Genomic DNA, 18,826 nt, shown 5'->3' on the forward strand with positions numbered 1-18,826 from the left:
ACGGCAAGCAATAAAAAACGCCAGCTGATAAATCAACTGGCGTTTTTATTTATTGAGAACTGAAGCATTCAGTCAGCAATTATTTTGCTGCTTTCAAACCTGCATCAACGTCTAAGATGTCTTGTTCGCTTAGCGTACCAACGGCTTGGCGTAGCTGAAGAACACTTAAGATGTAGTCGTAACGAGCGTTCGATAGGTTTTTATTCGCATCGTATAGACGACGAGTTGCGTCTAGCACGTCAACGATAGTACGGGTACCCACATCAAAACCTGCTTCTGTTGCTTCTAGTGCAGAGCGCGCAGAAATAACGGCTTGCTCATAAGCACGTAGTGCGCCGATAGAGGCGTTAATGTTGTTGTTTTGTGCGCGAACATCTTTTACTACGCTACGGTATTGTGCTTCAAGATCTTCACTTGCAGCCACGTACGCGTATTCAGCCTGTTTGGTTTGAGAGGTGACGTTACCACCCGTGTATAGCGGCACCGCAAGGTTCACACCGATATTGAAGTTGTCTGTGGTGTTGTCACGAGAGCTATGAGACGTATCACCGTAGTTGTAACCACCGTCTAGAGACAGCGTTGGTAGATGACCAGAACTTGCTAGTGAAATATTGTCACGTGCGATATCTTGAAGAATACGTGAAGATAGCAAGGTCAGGTTTTTGGTTTTTGCTTCGTCAATTAGCGACTCAGCAGGCACGGTCGATGGGCTAGCAGTGAAGCGGCGAGTGTCCAAGATGTTGAGATCTTTGTGCTCTTGACCGGTGATTTCACGTAATGACTCGTAGCTGTTAGTCAGTGCGTTTTCTGCTAACACCTCATCCGCCAGTACTTGGTCGTACTGAGCTTGCGCGTCGTGTACGTCAGTGATCGCAGATAAACCTACTTCAAAACGCTGTTTTGTTTGCTCTAGTTGACGACCCACTGCGGCTTTTTCTGCACGGACGAAAACAAGGTTGTCTTGTGCGCGTAGAACTTCAAAATACGCTTGTGAAACACGAAGAATTAGTGCTTGTTGAGTCGCAGCGTAAGTTGCGTCTGCTTGGCGAGCACTTTTCTCAGCGGTATCTAGCGAGATCCAAGATGCGCGGTTGTAAAGTGCTTGTGAAAAGCTAACACCAGCGGTTAGAGCGTTGGCATCGTTTGATACGTCATTGACTAGATTTGAGTCGTATTCAGTATCACCACGAGTTAAGTTGTAACCTGCTGTTAGGTTAATTTGTGGTAATAGAGCACTACGGCTTGAGGTGATTGCTTCGAAAGCTTGGTCACGTTGTGCTGCTACACTGAGCAATTGTGGATCATTTTGTTTTGCTAAGTCGTAGATTTCAGCCAAAGAGTCTGCGAACGCAGACGTACTCATGCTACCTAGCGCTGCACTGATAAATAGTGGAAGCAATTTTTTCATTTTCTATTCCCGCGGTCAATAGATTGGTTAATTCTCAGTAGTTTAACTCAATTTGCACGATATTTACTCTAAAGTTTGCACTTTTTTACACGTAATTATCCAGTCGTGCAATAAATTTTCACCAAAGACTTAAATTAATTTGTAACTATTGTACAAAAAGTTGAGCCAAGTCCTTTGAGCAAGCGAATAACAATGAGTAAACTACAAGATTCACTCAGAGAGGTGTCGAATGCAACAGTGTGACAAACAACAAAAGGATTTTACTTCGCAAGATGTAAAAGTCATCTCGAAAGAAACCTTATTTGAAGGCTTTTTCAAAATGGTGAAATATCGCTTTCAGCATAAGCTATTTGCTGGAGGTTGGAGCGAGGTTGTTGAACGAGAAGTGTTCGAGCGTGGTCATGCTGCAGCGATGCTTCCTTATGATCCAAATACGGATCAAGTGGTTATCATTGAACAGATTCGAGTAGGAGCCTTAGAGCATCAACACCCATGGCAGCTAGAGATTGTCGCGGGTATGATTGACCGTGATGAATCAGCTGAAGCCGTCATTCGCCGAGAAGCTGTCGAAGAGGCGGGGATACAAGTGGGGCGTGTTGCGCCAGTCACCTCTTATTATCCTTCTGCTGGCGGTTGCTCGGAAAAGTTGGACGTATTTGTTGGTGAAGTGGACGCATCTAAAGCGCACGGCATTCATGGTTTAGACTATGAGAATGAAGATATTCGCGTACATGTTTTGAGTCGTGAGCAAGCATATCAATGGGTGAAAGACGGAAAATTTGAAAATGGTGCGTCGATTATTGCGTTGCAATGGTTGCAATTAAACCATCAAGAGTTGAAGTCACAGTGGGGGCAACCCCAAATGGTGGAGAGTAAGTAATGGCACAAGTGGCTGAAAAACAGAGGTATCATGTTGATTTAGCGGGTCTAATGAGAACCTATGAGACCAACTACGCTAAATTGAACGCCTTATTGCCTGCTTCTGCCGAAGTTGGGGATGTACGCTGCTATCAAGCGGCGAACATGGTTTACCAACTGACCGTGAATGAAATCACAAAATACACCACAGTTGTTGAGATATGTCAGAGTGATGAAACGCCAGTGTTTCCTTTACCGACGATGTCTGTCAGGCTTTATCACGATGCGAGAGTAGCCGAAGTATGCTCAAGCGGAGAGTTCTCTCGCATAAAAGCTAAGTATGATTATCCCAACGACCAACTGATGCAGAAAGATGAAAAGCATCAACTAAACACATTCCTCGGTGAATGGCTGACGTTTTGTTTACGAAGTGGTATCAGTAGAACACCACTTGCCTTCAATTGATCGTCACGTCACTAAAGGAAAATAACAAATAACGATATAGTGGACGGATCAGGTTTTCATTTTGCAATCATCTAGTGACAGCATCAAACTTTTACAAATTACGGATACTCATCTGTTTGCTGCCGATGAGGGAAGTTTGCTGAGCGTAAAAACGGCCGATAGCTTTAACGCTGTTGTTGCTGATGTTTTACGCCGCAACGTGACGTTTGATTACATCTTGGCGACAGGGGACATTTCCCAAGACCATAGTGCAGAATCTTACCAGCGCTTTGCCGAAGGCATTGAACCGCTAGAGAAAGACTGCTTTTGGCTGCCTGGTAATCATGACTACAAGCCCAATATGGGCAGTGTATTACCTTCGCAACAAATCAAAGCGGCAGAGCATGTATTGCTTGGCGCGCATTGGCAGTTGGTTCTTTTAGACTCGCAAGTTGTTGGCGTTCCCCACGGACGCTTGAGTGATCAGCAGTTAGCGTTACTCGAAGAAAAGTTAGCAGAACACCCAGAAAGGCACACACTTGTGTTGCTGCATCACCATCCATTATTAGTGGGAAGCGCGTGGCTTGATCAACATACCTTAAAAGATGCCGAAGCGTTCTGGCAGGTTGTCGATCGTTTTGATAACGTGAAAGGCATTCTCTGTGGACATGTTCATCAAGACATGAATGTGCTTCATAATGGTATTCGAGTGATGGCAACACCCTCGACGTGTGTTCAGTTTAAGCCTAACTCGGATGATTTTGCCCTCGATACGACTTCGCCTGGTTGGCGTGAACTGCAGTTGCACGCTTGTGGTGATATTACGACCCAAGTGGGCCGACTTCCTGACGGCCAGTTCCAACCAGACTTCTCTTCTAACGGATACTAACGCGCCCGAGCTCTATGTTCGGGCTCGCTTTTTTGTGCGAGATATCTATGAGTAAACCTTCACTTCTTCTGTATATCCATGGCTTTAACAGTTCTCCATTCTCAATGAAAGCCAATGTGATGAGAGCATACTGCGAGCAGCATCGTCCTGATATCAAAGTGATTGTTCCCCAGTTACCTTGTTATCCTCAACAAGCGGCGAAAATGTTGTTGGATATCATCGAGCAACATAAAGACGATTATAACATTGGTCTGGTGGGCAGCTCATTAGGCGGCTTTATGTCAATGTGGCTAAATGACAAGTTTGGATTTAAAGCGGTTGTGGTCAACCCCGCGGTTAAGCCCTATGAGTTGTTAGTAGATTATTTGGGTGAGCAAACTAACCCTTATACGCACGAAACCTATACACTTGAAGCTTGTCATATTGACGAGTTAAAAGCTCTTGATGTACAAAGCATCGCGTCGCCACATTCTTTCTGGTTGTTACAGCAGACAGAAGATGAGGTTTTAGACTATCGACAAGCGGTAGATAAGTTTGCAGACGCTAAGCAAACAGTAGAACAAGGCGGTGATCACAGTTTTGTAGGCTTTGAGCGTTATCCTGCACAGATTATCGAATTTCTAGAACTGTAATTCGAAAGCGATTGGAAAAGGCTCATAGTTTTTATTGATATATCCAACCGTTTCTTGACATGGGCGGTATGCTTTCCGACTATGTTTTGCCAAAAGATCTTAAGGGTCGAGGACCCTGGCTACTTTGTTATGCATCATGTTTACAAGCACTTAGTGATGTGAACAGGGTGGCTTTTTCGTTTCCTGAGTATGGGTTCACCCATTGGTGATATTCAGGCAACAAGTAAACTTTGAGAATAATTCCGTATTATGACTGAACAATATAATGCTGGTGCCATTGAAGTACTGAATGGCTTAGAGCCAGTACGTCGCCGACCAGGGATGTATACGGATACAGCGCGCCCAAACCATTTGGGCCAAGAAGTTATCGACAACAGTGTCGATGAAGCGCTAGCCGGACATGCCTCAAAAGTACAAGTCATCCTACATGCCGACCAATCACTAGAAGTGATCGATGATGGTCGAGGCATGCCTGTTGATATCCACCCAGAAGAGAAAGTGTCAGGCGTAGAGTTAATCCTATGCAAGCTGCACGCAGGTGGTAAGTTCTCTAACAAAAACTACCAATTCTCTGGTGGTTTGCACGGGGTAGGTATTTCGGTAGTAAACGCGTTGTCAAAACGCGTTGAAGTAACCGTTCGTCGTGATGGTCAAGTGTATGAAATTGCATTTGAGCACGGTGATAAAGTCTCTGACCTGACCGTAACCGGCACATGTGGTCGTCGCAATCGCGGTACCAGCGTGCATTTCTGGCCTGATGCGAAGTACTTCGATTCGGCTAACTTCTCTGTTACACGCCTAGTCAATAATCTGCGCGCAAAAGCGGTTTTGTGCCCGGGCCTAGAAATTACATTAACCGACAAAGTTAATGGTAAAGACTATAAGTGGTACTACGAAGACGGTCTTAAAGACTATCTTGCGGAAGGCGTAAAAGGCTACCCAGTTATTCCTGAAGAACCATTTACTGGTGAGTTCTTGGCGGATACCGAAGCGGCAAACTGGGCGGTAATTTGGCAGCCAGAAGGTGGTGAGATGATCACCGAAAGCTACGTTAACCTGATCCCAACTGCTCAAGGTGGTACGCACGTTAATGGTTTACGCCAAGGCTTGTTAGAAGCGATGCGCGAGTTCTGTGAGTTCCGTAATCTATTACCTCGTGGCGTGAAGCTAACGGGTGATGACGTTTTCGACCGCTGTTCTTACGTGTTGTCGGTTAAAATTCAAGATCCGCAATTTGCAGGCCAGACCAAAGAACGTCTGTCTTCTCGTCAAACCGCGGCATTTGTCTCAGGTGTCGTAAAAGATGCGTTCAGTCTTTGGTTGAACGAAAAGCCTCAGCTAGCAGAGCAATTGGCAGAAGTCTGTATCGCTAACGCGCACCGTCGTATGCGTGCAGCGAAAAAAGTCGTACGTAAGAAAGTGGCGTCCGGCCCAGCACTGCCAGGTAAGTTGACCGACTGTTCAGCACAGGACTTAAGTCGCACTGAAATCTTCTTTGTGGAGGGTGACTCTGCGGGTGGCTCGGCAAAACAGGCACGTGACCGTGAGTTCCAAGCCGTGATGCCACTGCGTGGTAAGATCTTGAACACGTGGGAAGTCTCTGCTGACCAAGTATTAGCATCTCAAGAAGTACACGATATTTCAGTGGCTTTGGGGATTGATCCTGACAGCGATAACCTTGATGGTCTTCGTTACGGTAAGATCTGTATCCTTGCCGATGCGGACTCGGATGGTCTTCACATCGCAACGCTGCTTTGTGCACTGTTCACTCGTCACTTCCGTGCACTGGTTGAAGCGGGTCATATCTACGTGGCGATGCCGCCTCTGTATCGAATCGATTGCGGGAAAGAAGTGTTCTACGCCCTCGATGACGATGAAAAAGATGGCATCTTAGAGCGCTTGTCGAAGAAGAAAGCCAAAATCAACGTGCAACGATTCAAAGGTTTGGGTGAGATGAACCCACTTCAGTTGCGTGAAACCACCATGGATCCGAACACGCGTCGCTTAGTGCAGTTAACCATTGACGACTCTACGGCGACCATGGAAATGATGGACATGCTGCTGGGCAAAAAGCGTGCAGATGACCGTCGTTCTTGGCTACAAAACAACGGCGACTTGGCAGAGGTGTAACGGATGTCTACAGAAATTACCTACGATGGCGTCGAACAATTGCCAATGCGCAAGTTCACTGAAGACGCTTATCTGAACTACTCGATGTACGTCATCATGGACCGCGCCTTGCCATACATTGGTGATGGCTTAAAGCCGGTTCAACGACGCATCATTTATGCGATGTCAGAGCTTGGTCTCTCTGCATCAGCAAAATACAAAAAATCTGCACGTACCGTTGGTGACGTGTTAGGTAAATACCATCCGCACGGTGATTCAGCGTGTTACGAAGCGATGGTATTGATGGCTCAGCCATTCTCTTACCGCTATCCATTAGTCGATGGTCAAGGTAACTGGGGTGCGCCAGATGATCCGAAATCATTCGCGGCAATGCGTTATACCGAAGCAAAACTGTCTAAGTTTGCTGAAGTATTGCTAGGCGAACTGGGTCAGGGTACGGTCGAATGGCAACCTAACTTTGATGGCACAATGAAAGAGCCACAAATGTTGCCAGCACGCCTGCCTCATATCCTGCTTAACGGTGTAACCGGTATTGCAGTTGGTATGGCAACAGATATCCCACCGCATAACGTTCGTGAAATCGCAGATGCGACTATTCATTTGATCGACAACCCGAAAGCAGAACTGCCGGACGTGATGCAGTATGTTAAAGGTCCGGATTACCCAACAGAAGCAGAAATCATCTCGCCGCAAGCGGATATTGAGAAGATTTACCGCAACGGTCGCGGCAGCATCAAGATGCGCGCGGTATGGCACAAAGAAGGGTCTGATATCGTTATCACCTCTCTGCCACACCAAGTATCGGGTGCAAAACTGCTTGAGCAAATCGCTAACCAGATGCGTGCGAAGAAGCTACCAATGGTTGACGATCTTCGTGACGAGTCGGATCACGAGAACCCAACGCGTATCGTTGTGGTACCTAAGTCAAACCGCGTCGATTGTGATTTGTTGATGAACCACTTGTTCGCATCAACGGATCTTGAGCGCAGCTACCGCGTTAACTTGAACATGATTGGTTTGGATAATCGTCCTCAAGTTAAAGGTCTGGTGCAAATTCTGTCAGAGTGGATTGAGTTCCGTCGCACGACCGTACGTCGTCGTCTACAACACCGCCTAGACAAAGTCATGGCTCGCTTACACATTTTGGAAGGTTTGTTGGTTGCTTACCTAAACCTAGATGAAGTGATTGAGATCATCCGTACCGAAGATGATCCTAAAGCGGTATTGATGGCACGTTTTGGTATTACCGATATCCAAGCGGATGCGATTCTAGATACCAAACTTCGTCATCTAGCCAAGCTAGAAGAGATGAAGATTCGTGGTGAGCAAGACGAGCTAGAGAAAGAGCGCGAGAAGCTAGAACAGCTACTCGGTTCTGAGCGCCGTCTAAACACACTACTGAAAAAAGAAATTAAAGCAGACGCAGAGAAATACGGTGATGACCGTCGATCTCCATTGGTTGAGCGTGCAGAGGCAAAAGCGCTCACTGAACGTGATCTTGTTCCAAGTGAACCAATCACGGTTGTGCTTTCTGAAAAAGGTTGGATTCGTCACGCGAAAGGCCATGACGTAGATGCAGAAGGCCTGAACTATAAGTCGGGTGATAAATACTTAGCGCACGCACGAGGTAAGAGTAATCAGCCTGCGGTATTCCTAGGTAGTGACGGTCGAAGTTACTCTCTGGAATCACACTCGCTGCCTTCTGCTCGTAGTCAAGGTGAGCCGATTACCGGTCGTTTGAATATTACGGCTGGTAGCAGTATTCGCCAAGTGATCATGAGTGAAGAAGATCAGCTGTGGCTGGTGGGCTCTGATGCAGGTTACGGCTTTGTATGTAAAGGCGCTGACTTGCTGTCTAAAAACCGCAGTGGTAAAGCGCTGGTCACTTTGCCGGCTAACTCTGAGGTCATGACGCCAAAAGCGATTGAAGATTTAGATTCTGATGAAATCTTAGCAATCACTAACCAAGGTCGCATGCTGCTGTTCCCAATCAAAGACCTGCCACAACTGGCGAAAGGTAAAGGGAATAAGATCATCAATATTCCTGCTGCTAAAGCAAAAGAGCGAGAAGAAGTACTATCTCACTTAATGTCTTTACCAAAAGGTGCATCGTTAACGCTGTACGCGGGTAAGCGAAAATTGGGTCTTAAACCGTCTGACCTTGATAACTTCCGTGGCGAACGTGGTCGCCGAGGTGGGTTACTACCAAGAGGTTTGCAGCGAGTCACTCGCATTGAGGTTGAGCTGGACGATTCCGATACGACGGAAACACCGAGCGATAGCGAGTAACGCACAAATAAAAATCCCAGCCAATGGCTGGGATTTTTTATGCTTCTTGCTTGTCTTCAGCAATCGTGACTTTCAAGCTCATCTCTTTTCCTTTGCGAATGATGCCGACGTCCACGGTGGTGCCAGGACGTAAATCGGTGACGATATCCATGACGCTCTGACGCCCTTGCACTTTATTGCCATCAATACTGATAATGATGTCCTGCTTTTGGAAGCCTGCTGCATTGGCTGGACCATTTGGATCAATACCAAGCACGACAATACCACCTATGTGTTCATTTCCAAGTAGGCGAGCAGTGACCGCATTAATGTCTTGGCCGTCGATACCAATATAGCCACGAATCACGCGACCATCAGCGATGATTTTCTGCATGATCTTGCTGGCTAGTGGCGCAGGGATCGCAAAGGAAATACCGTAAGTTTCTAAATCAGTCGCTTGTTGGAAAGAGGCGGTATTGATGCCGACGAGCTCACCTTGAGTGTTCACTAGGGCGCCACCAGAGTTCCCCTCATTGATGGCGGCATCGGTTTGAATAAATGCTTGGCGACCGTCGCTAATAGATGAGCGTCCTGTTGCTGAAATAATGCCGAACGTTGTGGTTTGCCCAAGGTTGTATGGGTTACCGATGGCTAGGACCACATCACCAACTTGTGGTTTGTAATTAGAGTTAAGAGGAATAACAGGTAAATTCGAACCCTCGACACGAAGTACGGCAATGTCTGTGCGTTTATCCGTGCCAACTAGCTGAGCTGCCGCGGCTCTACCGTCTTGTAATGCGACAACAATTTGGTCTGCTTGAGCAACCACATGGTAGTTGGTAATGATGTAGCCTTTCTCACTGACAATGACACCTGAACCCAGACCTTGAGTCGAGAGTTTACTGCGATCATTTTCAACATATTTACGGCTGTAGATGTTTACTACGGCAGGTGCTGCTCTTCGCACCGCCTGATTAAATGTCAACTCAACGGACGCGATATTAACAGGTTGCGGATCTAGCGCGGCAGGAATTACGTTGTTGCGCAAAGATGGTACCGCCAGTAATACCACTGCGGCAGTAGCCAAGCCTAAAAAGACAGAACGTAATAAAAAGCTGAGCATATCCTCTCCATGCATGAGCGCCAAAATGGCATAGAAGATGAAGAATAGCATTACATTGAAAAATAACAAAAGGGCAGCACGGAATCGTGCTGCCCTTTTCATTAGCTATTGAGCGATAAGGAAAAGTATTCGAGGCTTATTACTCGATGCTATGCATCGAAAACCTTATTTCCTATCACTTTGAAAGTGACTAACGAATAACAAGATAAATAGTACGTTCGCCACGCTGAATATTCAGAGCTAATACGCCTTTGTGCTTATCCACGATTGCACGAAGCTCAGCAAGGTTTTTCACGCGCTGACGGTTTACACCGATAATGATGTCCCCTTGTTGTAATTGATATTGAGCAGCCGGAGAGTTATCTGCAACGCTCGATACTTTAACGCCTTGAATTGCATCACTTGGTGTCGTATTGCTTAACTCAGCACCCTTGAGCCCTTCGTGTAATGTTTCGGCTTTGGCTTTCATATTTGTAGATTCGCCAAGCGTTACATCAAAGGTTTTATTCTTACCATCTCGAACTACACCTAACGTGATTTCTTTTCCTGCGCCCAGCGTTGCCACTTTTGCGCGGAGCTCTGAGAAAGTATTAATCGCTTTACCGTTTACCGATACAATTACATCACCGGCTTTCAATCCAGCTTTATCGGCTGCGCTGTCTGGTACGACTTGGCCAATAAAGGCCCCTTTACTTGACTCGTAACCCAATGCATCAGCCAGCTCAGAGGTTACTTCACCGCCCTGTACACCCAACATGCCGCGTTTGACTTCACCAAACTCTAGAATTTGCTCGGTGAGGTTTTTCATCATGTTGGACGGAATCGCAAAGCCAATCCCCACGTTACCGCCGTTAGGGCCTAAAATCGCAGTATTAATACCGATCAGCTCACCATTAAGGTTGACCAATGCACCACCAGAGTTACCGCTGTTAATTGCGGCATCGGTTTGGATGAAGTTTTCGAAGTTTTCAACGTTCAAGCCACTACGGCCTAACGCTGAGACGATGCCCGACGTCACGGTTTGACCGAGTCCGAATGGGTTACCAATCGCAACCGTAAAGTCACCTACGCGAAGTTTGTCGGAATCTGCGACTTTAATTTGCGTTAAGTTTTTCGCTTTTTCTAATTTAAGCAACGCAACATCGGCCATCTCATCTCCGCCAACGAGCGTAGCGTCATACTCGCGACCATCATAGAGGCGAACTCGAATCTCATCCGCGCCCTTGATTACGTGGTAGTTAGTGACGATATGCCCTTTTTTCGCATCAATAATGACACCAGAACCTAAACCTCTGAACGGGCGCTCGCGCCTTTGCTCCATCGGAAAGTCCGGTCCAAAGAAGAATTGAAATTGTTCGGGAATACGGCTGGTTTGTACTTGTTTGCCTTCTACAGCAATACTCACAACAGCAGGGGTTACTTTCTCAAGCATGGGCGCCAAGCTAGGTAACTGTTGGCCATCCACATTTAAAGGTAATGCTGCGGTGGCTTGAACTGGCGCAATAATAGAGCCCAAACTCAGAGATAGAACGGTGAGCGCAAGCAGTGGTTTTTTCATCCAATAACTCCTCTTGAAACATGTCTGCCAAAAAGAAATATCCGAACGGTTAGTTCACTTTGTTAATAACTAATATAGGGCCTAGTTCGGATAATCAAAGGGGGAGGCAGTTCACATCCAAGTTAGAGCAAAGGTAAGAAGAAAAAGTTCAAAAAAGGGCCGATACAAATGTATCGGCCCTAGTAGGTAGAGGTAAGAGAAGGTTATGATGCTTTTGCGGTTACCGCTTCGGGAGCATTAATGATTTCTTTCTCTTGATCCTTTAAAAGACCCGTTGCGCCATTGGCGTAGTCTTTTGGCTGTTCGTTAAACTCTGGTTGATCTTCTGCAATAGCTTCAGAAGACATTGCCGTTTTCTTATCAAACGGGTTGTCTTGCTCTGGCAAGTTTGGCAAAAGCTCAGAAGAGGTCTTAGCCATATGTTGGTACAGCTTGGTGTAATCTTTACCTAGTGTATCCAACATTTCTGCGGTTTGTGCAAAATGATCGACGAGCTCTTGACGTTGTTGCTCTAGTTCAAACTTGGCCGCTTCAAGTTCTTTCTGCACAGACTTTTGTTTCTTGTATTCAGGGGTGGTTAGTCTACTAATGACTACGCCTACGATTGTACCGACCAGCAAACCCACAATGGCATAAATCCAAGGCATAACTGCTCCTTATAGTTGTTTTAACAAGTCTTTTACTACTTAGTTACACGCGGTGCTAGTCCATGTTACTATGGCTTGAACAGCCGATAAAGAAAAATAGCAGTATGTCTTCGGGGACTGATAACTACTTCTCTCTATTCTCAAAGTTGACCCCGAGGTAACCCTTTTCCCAGTACCTCTATACGACTTAATACGATGACACCACTACAACAATATCAAAAAGACATAGCAGAACACGGGTTTCAGCGTGATGAAGCTCAGTATCAAGCGGTCGTTGCATTAGATAAGCTTTACCATGCTATCGTTGAATTTCAGTCAGCTCCTGTGTCCCAGCTTTCCAAATGGCAAAAGCTCATGGGGAAAAAAATCGACATGCCTGAACCCCCAAAAGGTCTTTACTTTTGGGGAGGAGTCGGACGCGGTAAAACGTACCTCATGGATGCGTTTTTTGATGCTTTACCAACCCAAAGAAAAATGCGCGTACACTTTCACCGCTTCATGTATCGAGTACATGATGAGTTGAAGCTGTTAGGTGATGTCGAAAATCCGCTAGCAAAAGTAGCGGATAAATTCAAAGAAGAAGCGGATGTGGTTTGCTTTGATGAATTTTTTGTCTCTGACATTACGGATGCGATGATCCTTGCAACGTTACTCCAAGAGATGTTCAAGCGACAGATGATCCTAGTCGCGACTTCAAACATCGAACCGCAGAACTTATATCGTAATGGCTTACAAAGAGCGCGCTTTTTGCCTGCAATTGATATGATTTTGGCACGTTGTGACGTGTTGAATGTTGATAGTGGCGTTGATTATCGCTTAAGAACGCTTGAACAGGCCGAAATATACCATTATCCACTTGATGAACAGGCCAACATTAATCTCAACAAGTATTATCAGCAGCTGACGGGCGAACGTCAGATCGTCGCTCATCAAATCGAAGTTAATCACCGTCAGCTTGAGGTAATTGAAGCGAGTGATGGGGTTCTGCATGCGTCGTTTGCTCAGTTATGCCAAACCGCTCGCAGTCAAAATGACTACATTGAGCTGTCCCGAATTTATCACACGGTATTATTGGCGGACGTTCAACAGATGAACCGAAAAATAGATGACGCTGCGAGGCGTTTTATCGCACTGGTCGATGAGTTTTACGAGCGCAATGTGAAGTTGATTATTTCTGCTGAAGTGCCAATGGAAGACTTATATACTGAGGGGCAGCTCGAGTTTGAATTTAAGCGCTGTTTGTCTCGGCTCACTGAGATGCAAAGTCATGAGTACCTCGCGCGTGAGCATTTGGCCTAAATCTAGTGTGTTCTTAAAAAGTGAAGAAAAAATTAGTGATTTGGCGCAAAAAAAGGTGATTTTTTCTTCGCTCTTCTCTATAATCCTGCGACCCACCGTTACTGCAGACCGGATTATCGAAGTTATTTCGAAATTGAAGGTCGAGAGTACCAACGACTCGAAGGGGTGATGACTGGGCTCTTAGACAGTGTGGGAGCACCAGAACGGTGTTCCTTAAAGTTTAAATTTTAATTAACGGGTTATTATTAGCATGAAAACTTTCGTTGCTAAACCAGAAACTGTAAAACGCGACTGGTACGTTGTAGACGCTGAAGGTAAAACTCTTGGTCGTCTAGCAAGTGAAATTGCATCTCGCCTACGTGGCAAACATAAAGCTGAATACACTCCTCACGTTGACGCTGGTGACTACATCATCGTTATCAACGCTGAGAAAGTTGCTGTAACTGGTAACAAAGCTAAGAACAAAGTGTACTACCGTCACTCTGAGTTCCCAGGTGGTCTAAAATCTATCACTTTTGAAAAGTTGATCGATCGTAAACCTGAGATGGTTCTTGAGCTTGCAGTTAAAGGCATGCTTCCACGTGGTCCTCTAGGCCGTGCTATGTACCGTAAGCTTAAAGTTTACGCAGGCGCTGAGCACAACCATGTTGCTCAACAACCACAAGTACTAGACATCTAATTGGGGATTTCGAAAATGGCAGAGAATCAATACTACGGCACTGGCCGTCGCAAAAGCTCAGCTGCACGTGTTTTTATTAAACCAGGCAGCGGCAACATTGTAGTAAACAAGCGTAACCTTGACGAATACTTCGGTCGTCCAACAGCTCGCATGGTTGTACAACAACCTCTAGAACTTGTTGAACTAACTGAAAAGCTAGACCTTTACGTAACAGTTAAAGGCGGCGGTATTTCTGGTCAAGCTGGTGCTATCCGTCACGGTATCACTCGCGCGCTTATGGAATACGATGAGTCTCTACGTCCTGCTCTACGCGCAGCTGGCTACGTTACTCGTGACGCTCGTTGCGTTGAACGTAAGAAAGTTGGTCTACGTAAAGCACGTCGTCGTCCACAGTTCTCTAAGCGTTAATTTCCTCTTATTGGAAATTCTGCTTTTCAGAGTTATTCTGGAAACTGTGTACCAAAAGCTCGGCTCTATGCCGGGCTTTTTTGTTTTTAAAGAAATAATACCTGCCTATCAATATCCATTTGTATTCACTTATAACTAGGCTCAGAGTAAGGCTTCTTCCTTACCATACGTCATAAGCTTATTTATCTGCTGTGGGTGCCTTTGCGTCTTAATATCCCTGCAACATGTTTTAAAATGCCTACTCGTCTTTTTTGCGTATGCGGCGTGCTACAAAAGTGAAAATACAAATAACGTAAGTTGAATGTGCACTAAGAAATATTTTGCTGTGTAATTAACTGAAAACTACCAAGATAAAAGGTTTGAATAGCTTTCAGCAGAACTTCCATGTTGTGCTTTCTTGTTACAAATCACATCAATTTTTTATAATTCTGCCGCTTTTGTGACGACGCGAGCGATTTGCCTCACAAATGTTACAAAAAGGTAGCTTTATCTTGTCAAAAAGTAGGGTTTTCTTTATCATTTCCCTCCAATAAATAGAACTAAATTCATTATTTGTTAGCCATGCTCTTATAAGCGGAATAATAACGATCCAAAGGGAGCAAATGGGAGAATGTTTGGATGAGCAACGCGCCTTTAAATAACGGTCGCAGGCGTTTTCTAACCGCTACAACGGCAGTTGTTGGTGGGTTAGGGGCAGTCGCCGTCGCCGTGCCTTTTATCAAATCATGGAATCCGAGTGCTAAAGCCAAAGCGGCAGGTGCACCGGTGGAAGTGGATATAAGTAAAATTGAACCAGGTCAGCTGGTTCGTGTCGAGTGGCAGGGGAAACCTGTATGGATTGTTCGCCGCACTCAAAGCGTTCTAGATAACTTAAAAACGATCGGCGATAAGCTTCGTGATCCGCAATCTGAAATGGAACAGCAGCCTGAGTACGCTCAGAATGAGTTTCGTTCGATTAAGGAAGAGTTTTTTGTCGCTGTTGGTTTCTGTACTCACCTAGGTTGTTCACCAACCTATCTACCAGACTCTTTCTCAGAGCAGGTCCAGGGCGTAAGATCTGGCTTCTTCTGTCCTTGTCATGGTTCTAAGTTCGATATGGCTGGTCGAGTGTTCCAAGGGGTACCTGCTCCATTGAACCTTGTCGTTCCTAAGCACATGTATTTGAGCGACACCAAGCTCATTGTGGGTGTTGATGAGGGGGATGCATAATGCAAGTAATGTTAGACTGGGTTGAAAAGCGTATTCCTGCAATGAATGCTTATAAAAAGCATTTGTCTGAATACCCAATGCCTAAGAACTTCAACTTTTGGTACCTTTTCGGTTCTCTGGCGATGCTGGTTCTGGTTAACCAAATCCTAACGGGTATCTGGCTAACGATGAACTACGTTCCTTCTGGTGACGGTGCGTTTGCTTCTATCGAGTACATCATGCGTGATGTAGAGTACGGTTGGCTTCTACGTTACATGCACTCAACTGGCGCATCTGCGTTTTTCGTTGTTGTGTACTTGCACATGTTCCGTGGCCTGATCTACGGCTCATACCAAAAACCTCGTGAACTACTGTGGATCTTCGGTATGTTGATCTTCCTCGTTCTAATGGCTGAAGCATTCATGGGTTACCTACTGCCATGGGGTCAGATGTCATACTGGGGTGCGCAGGTAATCATTTCTTTGTTTGGTGCGATTCCTGTTATCGGTGATGACCTAACGCTTTGGATCCGTGGTGACTACATCATCTCTGGTGCAACGTTAAACCGTTTCTTCGCACTACACGTTATTGCACTGCCTATCGTTCTACTTCTTCTTGTGGTTCTGCACGTATTGGCGCTGCACGAAGTCGGCTCAAACAACCCTGATGGTATCGAAACTAAGCTACCAAAAGGTTCAATGGGCGATGATTACAAGACACAGTTCAAGTTCCACGATTACTACACGAAGAAATACGACATTATCGACTCTATTCCTTTCCACCCATACGGTACGGTTAAGGACTTAGTTGGTGTGGCTGGTTTCTTGTTCTTCTTCTGTTACGTGCTGTTCTTTAACCCAGAAATGGGAGGATACTTCCTTGAACCGCCTAACTTTGAAGCGGCCAACCCACTGAAGACACCAGAGCACATTGCTCCTGTATGGTACTTCACGCCGTTTTACGCAATTTTACGTGCGGTTCCAGACAAACTATTAGGTGTTATCCTAATGGGTGCGTCAATTGCAGTGCTGTTTGTTCTACCTTGGTTGGATCGTTGTAAAGTTCGTTCATACCGTTACCGTAGCAAACTTCATCTGTTGAATATTGTACAGTTCACTATCGCCTTTATCGCTCTGGGTATTTTAGGTGCGTTACCTGCAACACCAACGTACACACTACTATCTCAGATCTTTAGCTTGTGTTACTTCATGTTCTTTGTGTTGCTGTTCTTCTACAGCAAAAATGAAGCAACCAAACCATTACCAGAGAGGGTGACATTCAAATGAAGAAGTGGATTGTAATTCTATTTGCTATGTTGCCATCACTAGCGATGGCAGCGGGGGCTAACGTTCCGCTTGATAAAGCGAATGTTGACCTAACGGATAAAGCTTCGCTACAAAACGGTGCGAAGTTGTTCATGAACTACTGTTTTGCTTGTCACTCAACGCAGTATCAGCGTTATGAGCGTGTAGCAACAGACTTGGAAATTCCAACAGACTTAATGAAAGAAAACCTGATTTTCAATCCTGAAGCGAAAATCGGTGATCTAATGGTCAATGCAATGCCACCGAAGCAAGCGGCAAACTGGTTTGGTGCTCCACCACCAGATCTTACGTTGGTTGCACGAGTTCGTGGTGCTGATTGGTTATACACTTACTTACGCTCTTTCTATGTTGATCCATCTCGTCCATTCGGCGTGAACAACATTGTCTTCCCGAGTGTTGGTATGCCACATGTGCTTGAAGAGCTACAGGGTATCCCGACGCCGATTTACGATACGAAAATCGTAGATGGCGAAGAAGTACAAGTTGTTGTTGGTACTGAAACAGATGGTACGGGTGAGCTGAGCGAAGGCGAATACGACAAAGCGGTTGGCGACCTAGTGAACTTCTTGGTTTATTCAGGTGACCCAGTGCAGCTTGAGCGTCATGCTTTAGGTTGGTGGGTAATGGGCTTCTTAGTGCTTCTAACCATCGTTGTCGTGATGCTCAAGAAAGAGTATTGGCGCGATGTGCATTAATTGTGCTAAAATACCGTGCTAATTCCCAATTTTAATTGATGTACAATGGAGGCTTAGCCTCCATTGTTTTTATTTGTAAGTGTACTGGAGGGCTCCATGGCTGTAGCTGCCAATAAACGTTCTGTGATGACTCTTTTCTCAAGTGCATCAGATTTGTATAGCCATCAGGTTCGCATTGTACTAGCTGAAAAAGGCGTAAGTGTTGAAGTTGAGCTTGTTGACGAAGCAAACCTTCCTGCTGAGCTTGTTGAGCTAAACCCATATAAATCAGTGCCAACTCTTGTTGACCGTGAGCTAGCTCTTTACGATTCAAAAATCATCATGGAGTACTTGGACGAGCGTTTCCCTCATCCACCTCTAATGCCGGTTTACCCTGTTGCTCGTGGCAACAGCCGCTTGATGATGTACCGTATCGAACGCAACTGGTATTCACTCGCTGAAAAAGTGATGAAAGGTAATGCGGAAGAATCAGAAAAAGCACGCACAAAGCTGCGTAATGATCTTCTGACATTAGCGCCAATTTTTGCTGAATATGAGTACTTCATGAGCGAAGAATTCAGCTTGATCGACTGTTACCTAGCTCCATTATTGTGGCGTCTGCCTCAACTTGGTATCGATCTGGTTGGCCCTGGTTCAAAAGAAATCAAGGTGTACATGAACCGCGTATTTGAACGTGATTCGTTCCTTGCTTCTTTAACTGAAGCTGAACGTGAAATGCGCCTAGTTCGCTAAGCGATTTTAAACACGTTATGGATATTGCAAAAATGACTGCTCGCCGCCCGTATATGCTTCGCGCATTTTACGATTGGCTAGTAGACAATGACTTGACTCCTCACTTAGTGGTGGATGCAACGATGCCGGGCGTACGTGTACCGGTTGAGTTTATTCAAGATGGTCAAATTATTTTGAATATTGCACCACGTGCGGTGGGTAATCTTGAGTTAGGTAATGATGCGATTACCTTCCATGCTCGCTTTAGCGGTCGTCCGCACTCAGTAATTGTGCCGGTGTATGCTGTCCAAGCTATTTATGCGCGTGAGAATGGTGCTGGTACTATGTTTGAACCAGAAGAAGCGTACACTCACATCGAAGAAGAAGAAGCGATGACCGAGGAAGAATCATCCCCATCGTTTACAACGGTTAGCGATGAGCCTTCTGAGTTTGCCTCTGATTCGGATGCCGAAGAGGACGATGCTCCTCGACCAAAAGGCAAACCAAGCTTAAGAGTGATTAAATAATAAAAAAGCAGCGTAACGCTGCTTTTTTTCTTTTTAG

Annotated in this window: 18 protein-coding genes; 14 read left to right on the forward strand and 4 right to left on the reverse strand. The window is 45.6% G+C overall.

Going from position 1 to position 18,826, the window contains the following annotated elements; genetic code table 11:
- Positions 1–79: 79 nt before the first annotated feature.
- Entirely contained in the window at positions 80–1,408 is a 1,329-nt protein-coding gene (gene tolC, locus ACWPOD_RS13400) for an outer membrane channel protein TolC (RefSeq protein ID WP_012842165.1), read from the reverse strand.
- Positions 1,409–1,637: 229 nt separating this feature from the next.
- Here tolC and nudF point away from each other — a divergent pair, with 229 nt between their 5' ends.
- The 6 genes from nudF to parC all read left to right on the forward strand — a co-directional run bounded on the left by nudF (position 1,638) and on the right by parC (position 8,650).
- The gene (gene nudF / locus ACWPOD_RS13405; RefSeq protein ID WP_456231945.1) at positions 1,638–2,288 is read left to right on the forward strand and encodes an ADP-ribose diphosphatase; all 651 of its coding nucleotides are present in this window, start codon (positions 1,638–1,640) and stop codon (positions 2,286–2,288) included.
- Positions 2,288–2,731, forward strand: a complete 444-nt coding sequence (locus ACWPOD_RS13410) for a DUF1249 family protein (protein WP_005395930.1) — start codon at positions 2,288–2,290, stop codon at positions 2,729–2,731. Before nudF ends, ACWPOD_RS13410 begins: the two co-directional genes overlap by 1 nt.
- Before the next feature lie 61 nt (positions 2,732–2,792).
- Positions 2,793–3,599 carry a 3',5'-cyclic-AMP phosphodiesterase gene (gene cpdA, locus ACWPOD_RS13415; RefSeq protein WP_046874001.1) on the forward strand — a complete coding sequence of 269 codons (807 nt, stop codon included), beginning with the start codon at positions 2,793–2,795 and terminating at the stop codon, positions 3,597–3,599.
- Between the two features lie 47 nt (positions 3,600–3,646).
- Complete coding sequence (yqiA, locus tag ACWPOD_RS13420; protein WP_167426903.1) at positions 3,647–4,231, forward strand: esterase YqiA; 585 nt, start codon at positions 3,647–3,649, stop codon at positions 4,229–4,231.
- A 249-nt stretch (positions 4,232–4,480) separates the two neighbouring features.
- Positions 4,481–6,361, forward strand: a complete 1,881-nt coding sequence (gene parE, locus ACWPOD_RS13425; protein ID WP_005395924.1) for a DNA topoisomerase IV subunit B — start codon at positions 4,481–4,483, stop codon at positions 6,359–6,361.
- Positions 6,362–6,364: 3 nt separating this feature from the next.
- Positions 6,365–8,650 (forward strand): DNA topoisomerase IV subunit A, encoded by a 2,286-nt coding sequence (gene parC / locus ACWPOD_RS13430; RefSeq protein WP_005395922.1) that lies wholly within the window; start codon positions 6,365–6,367, stop codon positions 8,648–8,650.
- A gap of 37 nt (positions 8,651–8,687) precedes the next feature.
- Here parC and degS read toward each other — a convergent pair whose 3' ends face one another.
- From degS to zapG, 3 genes are all read right to left on the reverse strand, one after another.
- Positions 8,688–9,752: an outer membrane-stress sensor serine endopeptidase DegS gene (gene degS / locus ACWPOD_RS13435; RefSeq protein WP_005395921.1), complete on the reverse strand. Its 1,065-nt coding sequence runs from the start codon at positions 9,750–9,752 to the stop codon at positions 8,688–8,690.
- Between the two features lie 190 nt (positions 9,753–9,942).
- Positions 9,943–11,310, reverse strand: a complete 1,368-nt coding sequence (locus tag ACWPOD_RS13440; RefSeq protein ID WP_005395920.1) for a Do family serine endopeptidase — start codon at positions 11,308–11,310, stop codon at positions 9,943–9,945.
- A 203-nt stretch (positions 11,311–11,513) separates the two neighbouring features.
- Entirely contained in the window at positions 11,514–11,957 is a 444-nt protein-coding gene (zapG, locus tag ACWPOD_RS13445; protein WP_005395919.1) for a Z-ring associated protein ZapG, read from the reverse strand.
- A 195-nt stretch (positions 11,958–12,152) separates the two neighbouring features.
- On the opposite strand from zapG, the gene zapE reads away from it, so the two are divergent.
- The 8 genes from zapE (at position 12,153) to sspB (ending at position 18,789) form a co-directional block, all read left to right on the forward strand.
- Positions 12,153–13,256, forward strand: coding sequence for a cell division protein ZapE (zapE, locus tag ACWPOD_RS13450; protein ID WP_167426902.1), 1,104 nt, complete (start codon positions 12,153–12,155; stop codon positions 13,254–13,256).
- A 250-nt stretch (positions 13,257–13,506) separates the two neighbouring features.
- Positions 13,507–13,935, forward strand: a complete 429-nt coding sequence (gene rplM / locus ACWPOD_RS13455; protein WP_012842158.1) for a 50S ribosomal protein L13 — start codon at positions 13,507–13,509, stop codon at positions 13,933–13,935.
- A gap of 15 nt (positions 13,936–13,950) precedes the next feature.
- A complete protein-coding gene (rpsI, locus tag ACWPOD_RS13460) occupies positions 13,951–14,343 on the forward strand; it encodes a 30S ribosomal protein S9 (protein WP_005372876.1) in 393 nt (130 codons plus the stop codon).
- Between the two features lie 618 nt (positions 14,344–14,961).
- Positions 14,962–15,552 carry a ubiquinol-cytochrome c reductase iron-sulfur subunit gene (gene petA / locus ACWPOD_RS13465; protein ID WP_005396462.1) on the forward strand — a complete coding sequence of 197 codons (591 nt, stop codon included), beginning with the start codon at positions 14,962–14,964 and terminating at the stop codon, positions 15,550–15,552.
- Positions 15,552–16,817, forward strand: coding sequence for a cytochrome b (locus tag ACWPOD_RS13470; protein ID WP_456231946.1), 1,266 nt, complete (start codon positions 15,552–15,554; stop codon positions 16,815–16,817). The genes petA and ACWPOD_RS13470 overlap by 1 nt, the downstream gene beginning before the upstream one ends.
- A complete protein-coding gene (locus tag ACWPOD_RS13475) occupies positions 16,814–17,551 on the forward strand; it encodes a cytochrome c1 (RefSeq protein ID WP_005372881.1) in 738 nt (245 codons plus the stop codon). Before ACWPOD_RS13470 ends, ACWPOD_RS13475 begins: the two co-directional genes overlap by 4 nt.
- Positions 17,552–17,647: 96 nt before the next feature.
- Complete coding sequence (gene sspA, locus ACWPOD_RS13480) at positions 17,648–18,283, forward strand: stringent starvation protein SspA (protein ID WP_005372897.1); 636 nt, start codon at positions 17,648–17,650, stop codon at positions 18,281–18,283.
- Positions 18,284–18,300: 17 nt separating this feature from the next.
- Positions 18,301–18,789 carry a ClpXP protease specificity-enhancing factor gene (gene sspB, locus ACWPOD_RS13485; protein WP_048626626.1) on the forward strand — a complete coding sequence of 163 codons (489 nt, stop codon included), beginning with the start codon at positions 18,301–18,303 and terminating at the stop codon, positions 18,787–18,789.
- Positions 18,790–18,826 lie beyond the last annotated feature (37 nt).

The sequence above is a fragment of the Vibrio sp. JZG120 genome, assembly GCF_053890955.1.